Raw genomic sequence first — 4,842 nt, forward strand, 5'->3', positions numbered from 1 at the left:
GGCGGCCCAGCCCGCCAGGAGCCATCGCTCCTACACCATGCAATGGGACACGACCCACCAACGCAGCGGGACGCGCATCTCCGATGCATCGCTGAGCGCGGCCGCATGAGTTGGCAGAGGATCTCGGGGTACAACTGGCGTGCTCTGGTCGAGGCTGACATCTCGAGATGGAAGCGCGTCATCGGTGACGGGCTACGCTCGCAGACGGATGGGCGGCAAGCGACCGAGGTGGCCATCGCCGCCAAGGTGCTGAACCATATGCTCGAGCTTGGACGGCCGGAGTACGTCCGCACCGCGTGATCCCGACGACAGGCAGGGGCCAGTACATCCAGGCGGCTGACCCGTGCAACACGACGTCAACTCGGCCGTGAACCATACAGTCAGGCTGCCACGGGCGCGCAAGCCGGCGTCGTACTCAGCCCAGTTGGTGACCTGCTGGCGCTGCTTGGGGATGTGGTGCCGGCGACCGGCGTTGACCTTGAACGGTATGGCGAGCGTCCCTCACGGCTCAAGGGCATCCCTCTCTGCCAGCCGACTCCGAGGCGCCCGACCGAGCGACCTATGCAACAAGATGGCGCCACTGGCCAAATCCGTGCACCAACGCCGCAGGCGCTTACAGATCAAGCCGAGCCGCCCGAAGTGCGTTCGCGTTGCATGATCCTGAACATGGATCGGGCGCAACGTACCCAAGCTGCCGACCGATCAAAACATTGGCTCATAAAGCGAGCCGGCTCAATCTCAGGAATTGGACCTCACTCGGGTAAGCGAATTGGACGTAGATTCCATCCTCGTAGATCGTCTCCGCCGAACGTGGTCCCGGCCATACCGACGCTGCCGGATCGTCCGCCAAAAGATTATGAGCGATATACTGGCCAGCAAGCCCGATCTCGTGCGGTACGGTGAACAGGGCGGCATTCGGCTGGTTCGTCGAGAGATTGACGAAGACGAGCACGGCGGAGTCGGCATCGTCTGCCGCGGTCCACCGGGCGACCGCGAAGATTGTTTCGTGGAGCCCGCCTGACTTCTGATTCAGGAAATAACGCGCGGGTGATCTCAGTTCCGGTGCGGCGTCGCGCGCCGCGTTGATCCGGCGATACATGTCAGCTACCGCCTTGCGCTCGGCATCGGGGGCAATCCATGCCTGGTACATATCCGCCCAGCTCTGCCGGAATGGCAGTTTGTCATGCAGCCCGAGGGGTTGGCCCATGAAAACCATTGGCACGCCATAGACGCCGGCTGCGATCGCGTAGCGCCCGACCATAGCCCAGCGGTTGGCGTTGCCCATTTCATCATGGCTCGTGCCGTTGTGCATGATGAGCGCTCCAGGCCCGAAAACCCGGGCCTCGGCTTCAAGCGAGCCGATGATCGCTGGTGTGGTCAGGGTGCTGTCGCGATAAAGGTAATGGTCTTTGGTAGTAAGCACGTCGAAAACGCGGTTGAGGCGGTACTGGACGCTATCAGGGTCGAGAACTTCGGCGAGGAACACGAAATCCCAGCGGACAGCTCGGCAACGGTTGATAATGTATTCCCATAACTGGTTCGGCAGGCCCTGCGCGAAATCGGCCCGAAGCCCCCCCAACTGGTTTGCCGTCTTGCTCAGCCAGAAAGGCAGGATATACGCGAAGTACTCCCAGAGCCGGGCGGTTTCTGGATCGCGGTCCAAATCCGTGAAGTAGAGGTCGCGCTCGTCTTCCGCGCCACCGCGAGGGTCGTCGAGGTGTACGGCATCGCCTTTGGGGTCGCGTCCGGCCCCGGCCTTCGGCCCCAATGCGGAGTAATCACCGAAGAACCAGTCTACATTGGCGTCGTCCCAAACATGTTCGTTGAGACGATCCGCCGGAGCCCAGACCGCACAACTGAAGCCATCGGCGGCACGCTCGCGATAGTGAGGATTCGCCGTTCCTTCGAGGAACTCCGTGCCGCGGGTGCACCAGGTAGGACGCATCTCGCGGATCCACCCATTCTGCTCGGCGGCGGGACAGAGTCCTAGCTCGACCGCCCCCGTCCCGTAGATTACGTCACGGCCAGCGTGATTGAACGCCGCGTCAATGAACACGTCCAGTCCTATCTGGCTTGCCTCAGAAACCAACCTCGCGAACAGATTCATCGCGCGTCCGCCAGTGCCGTCGTCGGCCAGCCAGGGATTGATGCTCCAGTAGTCTCGGGTCGAGTATGGGCTGCCAGGATTGTCGTTGTCGGCCCACTGCCACCGCTGCAGATCCCACCGCCAACGTGTGATTGGGAAGACCGGCATCAGCCACAAGGCATTGAAACCAAGCTCTTCCCGCACATAGCCGAGCTGGAATGGGTTGAACCCGTCAAAATCGTGATCCGGCAGAAAGTCGTCAAGCGTGCTGCGGTTCTCGTACGAGCCCCCGCGGGTCGCTTCTATGGTGAGCGCATTAGCCTCATAGAGACGTAGGCGCGCCGCCTTCGCCGGGCTCACCACGATCGCGCAATCGCGCTGGAGGGACGCCCCGGCATCAGGCGTAAAATCATTGTGCCACCACCAACCATTGGCCCCTTTCCGCCGGTATCGTGCGGTCAGGCGATACGCGCCGCATGTCGTCACCAGCAGCTCGAGGCGGAAGACATGATTGGCAGCAGCGGGCCCGCCGGCTCGCATCGGTAAGCCGATCCAGTAGGACGCGGCGGGGTCTCCGCTTTGGTCCAATGGCTCGAACGGCTTAGCAAAGTCGCGCCGGTTCAGATTGGTGAATACCTCAACCTCGAACTCGTCGGGCTCCAGTCCACCGGCGACGATCTCCACGGTGACGAGCAGGTTGGAGCTCTGTCCGGCCGTCTCATCCACCAGGAGCTTTACCGTCCCATAATTACCCGGCACGCTGCCCACCACCAGATGTCCAATCCATGGGCTGTACGGCATTTTCGCGGACCTCCCTGCTTCATCTTGCCCAACGGCCCTGTCCCCGGTGCGACCCTTGAATCAGGGGAGGTCTCCGGTGTCGATGGTCAACACCAGGACTGCATTGGCCGGTATGGTGAGCACGACTGAGGCAGGAAGGCCGTGGCGGCTTTCGGCCCATGCCCAGACCTCGCCGCCATTTCCGGCAACGCCCGGATTCGGCCAGCCTTGATAGGCATCGCTGTTGAACGACTCGATCCAGCGACCCGCCTTAGGCATGCCGAGCCGGTAGCCGTAGAGGGTTTCCTCCCGCAGCGAGGCAACCACCACCACGTCGCGCCCATGACCATCGATCCAGCGATGGAAGGCGAGCACACGCTCGAAACTGTTGACGTGGTAGGCGTTGATGCGGTCGCCGCGCAGCGCGGGGTGCCGGCGGCGGAGCCATACCAGATCGCGGAAACAGTGCAGGAACTCGGCCAGGGTGGGATCGCGATCCTCGAGCCCGCTCCACGAGAGCTGTCCGTCCCAGTTCGGATCGTCGCCCCAGGACCGGCTTTCCAGGAACTCCTGGCCCATGAACAGCATCGGGATACCCGGCGCTGTCATCAGCAGGCCGGAGGCGACGCGCGCGCGGCTTTGCGCATACCACGAGCGGCCGTCGCCACCCCCGGCCAGGCGTCGCTATCCGGGCCTTCGGCCCTTTGTCCTTATGCGCCTCGTCATGGCTTTCCAGATGCTGCACCGCGCGCCAGGCGGCGGCGTAGCCGTGGCTGCGGACGGGATCCAGCACCCAGGCGACGACGCCGAGATCGACCCATGCGTCCCGCCCGAGCGAGGCTGCTGCCAGGGCGCCGCGTACGGTGTATCGGAGTCCGTCATGCCGTCCTGCGTCGAAGCCCGCTCCTCCCTCCGCGACCGGACGGACGACCCATGGATCAACTGGCCAATTCTCCGCGATCTGGATCACCGAAGCGGCGACGAAGTGAGCCGTGTCGGTCATGTCGCGGCAGTAGGACGCGCCCGCCGCGCCGCCCGCCCCAAGGATAACGTCGACGCGGTCATGGCGCAGGCCATCGATGCGGAACTCGCGCAGGAGATAGGCGGAATTGTCAATAAGGTACTGTTTTACCCCTTGACGCCCGAACGCAAATACCGGCCCGCCGACATGCTGCTGCTCGGTGAAGAACTGGCTATCGTTCGGATTACTGTCGGCCCGGCAGTCATAAAACCAGAGGCTCTCTTCCTGCCCCTTGACTTGATAGCCCACATGGTTGTGCACGACGTCAAGGAGCACCGCGATACCGTGCAAGTGCAAAACATCGACCATCGCCTTGAGCTGATTTAAGGGTGGCGCGAGATCTTCGAAGCGGAGCTCCGGTCGCCCGGCCGCGCGCAGCCATCCGTTGACCAGCCCAACATAGGGGCCCAGTTCATTGCCGCCGAGCCAGTAGTCCATCTCGGGCGAGAACAAGTCCGAGCCATCATAGCCCGCGCCCCGCGGCGTGGCGAACTCGCCAATCGGCAGGAGCTCAACGGCATTCACCCCCAAGCTCCGGAGATGATCGAGCCGCGACAGAACGTCGAGGAAGGTGCCGGATCGTCGGCCAAGATCCGGCCCAGCGAAGGTTCCCACGTGCAATTCATAAATAATGAGGTCGTTGAACGCGGGCGTGCGCCAATCGAAGGATCGCCAGGGGTAACTGTCCGCTGCACGCAGAATGCAGTCGCAATGAGGATAGGCGGGTATTTTTGTTAGTTCGAGAGCGTAAGGATCTCGCTTCCAGCGGCTGTGACCCTCGCCCACCACGAAGAATTTGTAGCGGTCGCCATCGCGCGCCCGGGGAACAAAGCCGGCCCAGTAGCCACCATCCTGGCGCACCAGCCTGTTGCCATCGCTCGGGACCCAGTCTGCGCGGCCACCTAGAGCACTTTGATGTTGCTTGGAATCGCGCGTTCTGATTCGACGCTGTTGA

Annotated in this window: 4 protein-coding genes and 2 pseudogenes; 2 read left to right on the forward strand and 4 right to left on the reverse strand. The window is 62.8% G+C overall.

Annotated elements, in window-relative coordinates:
• Nucleotides 1–105: 105 nt before the first annotated feature.
• Nucleotides 106–300: a hypothetical protein gene (locus AC5JJ6_RS41665; protein WP_496047698.1), complete on the forward strand. Its 195-nt coding sequence runs from the start codon at nucleotides 106–108 to the stop codon at nucleotides 298–300.
• Between the two features lie 66 nt (nucleotides 301–366).
• On the opposite strand, the pseudogene AC5JJ6_RS41670 reads toward AC5JJ6_RS41665, so the two are convergent.
• The 3 genes and pseudogenes from AC5JJ6_RS41670 to AC5JJ6_RS41680 all read right to left on the reverse strand — a co-directional run.
• Nucleotides 367–489, reverse strand: a pseudogene (locus tag AC5JJ6_RS41670) (IS5/IS1182 family transposase); the annotation flags it as partial.
• Between the two features lie 226 nt (nucleotides 490–715).
• On the reverse strand, nucleotides 716–2,887 hold the full coding sequence (locus AC5JJ6_RS41675) for an alpha-amylase family protein (protein ID WP_496047699.1): 2,172 nt from the start codon (nucleotides 2,885–2,887) through the stop codon (nucleotides 716–718).
• Between the two features lie 60 nt (nucleotides 2,888–2,947).
• Entirely contained in the window at nucleotides 2,948–3,454 is a 507-nt protein-coding gene (locus tag AC5JJ6_RS41680) for an alpha amylase C-terminal domain-containing protein (protein WP_496047700.1), read from the reverse strand.
• On the opposite strand from AC5JJ6_RS41680, the gene AC5JJ6_RS41685 reads away from it, so the two are divergent.
• On the forward strand, nucleotides 3,444–4,214 hold the full coding sequence (locus tag AC5JJ6_RS41685; protein ID WP_496047701.1) for a hypothetical protein: 771 nt from the start codon (nucleotides 3,444–3,446) through the stop codon (nucleotides 4,212–4,214). The two genes, AC5JJ6_RS41680 and AC5JJ6_RS41685, sit on opposite strands and share 11 nt — an antisense overlap.
• A 429-nt stretch (nucleotides 4,215–4,643) precedes the next feature.
• Here the strand turns inward: AC5JJ6_RS41685 and AC5JJ6_RS41690 are convergent.
• Nucleotides 4,644–4,748, reverse strand: a pseudogene (locus AC5JJ6_RS41690) (hypothetical protein); the annotation flags it as partial.
• Nucleotides 4,749–4,842: the final 94 nt, after the last annotated feature.

The sequence above is a fragment of the Skermanella sp. genome, from assembly GCF_059503625.1.

What these genes read in the sequence shown, in the direction of transcription:
- AC5JJ6_RS41665 (WP_496047698.1), top strand. Translation starts at nt 106, where the DNA reads ATGAGTTGGCAGAGGATCTCGGGGTACAACTGGCGTGCTCTGGTCGAG.
- AC5JJ6_RS41675 (WP_496047699.1), bottom strand. Translation starts at nt 2,887, where the DNA reads ATGCCGTACAGCCCATGGATTGGACATCTGGTGGTGGGCAGCGTGCCG.
- AC5JJ6_RS41685 (WP_496047701.1), top strand. Translation starts at nt 3,444, where the DNA reads ATGAACAGCATCGGGATACCCGGCGCTGTCATCAGCAGGCCGGAGGCG.
- AC5JJ6_RS41680 (WP_496047700.1), bottom strand. Translation starts at nt 3,454, where the DNA reads ATGCTGTTCATGGGCCAGGAGTTCCTGGAAAGCCGGTCCTGGGGCGAC.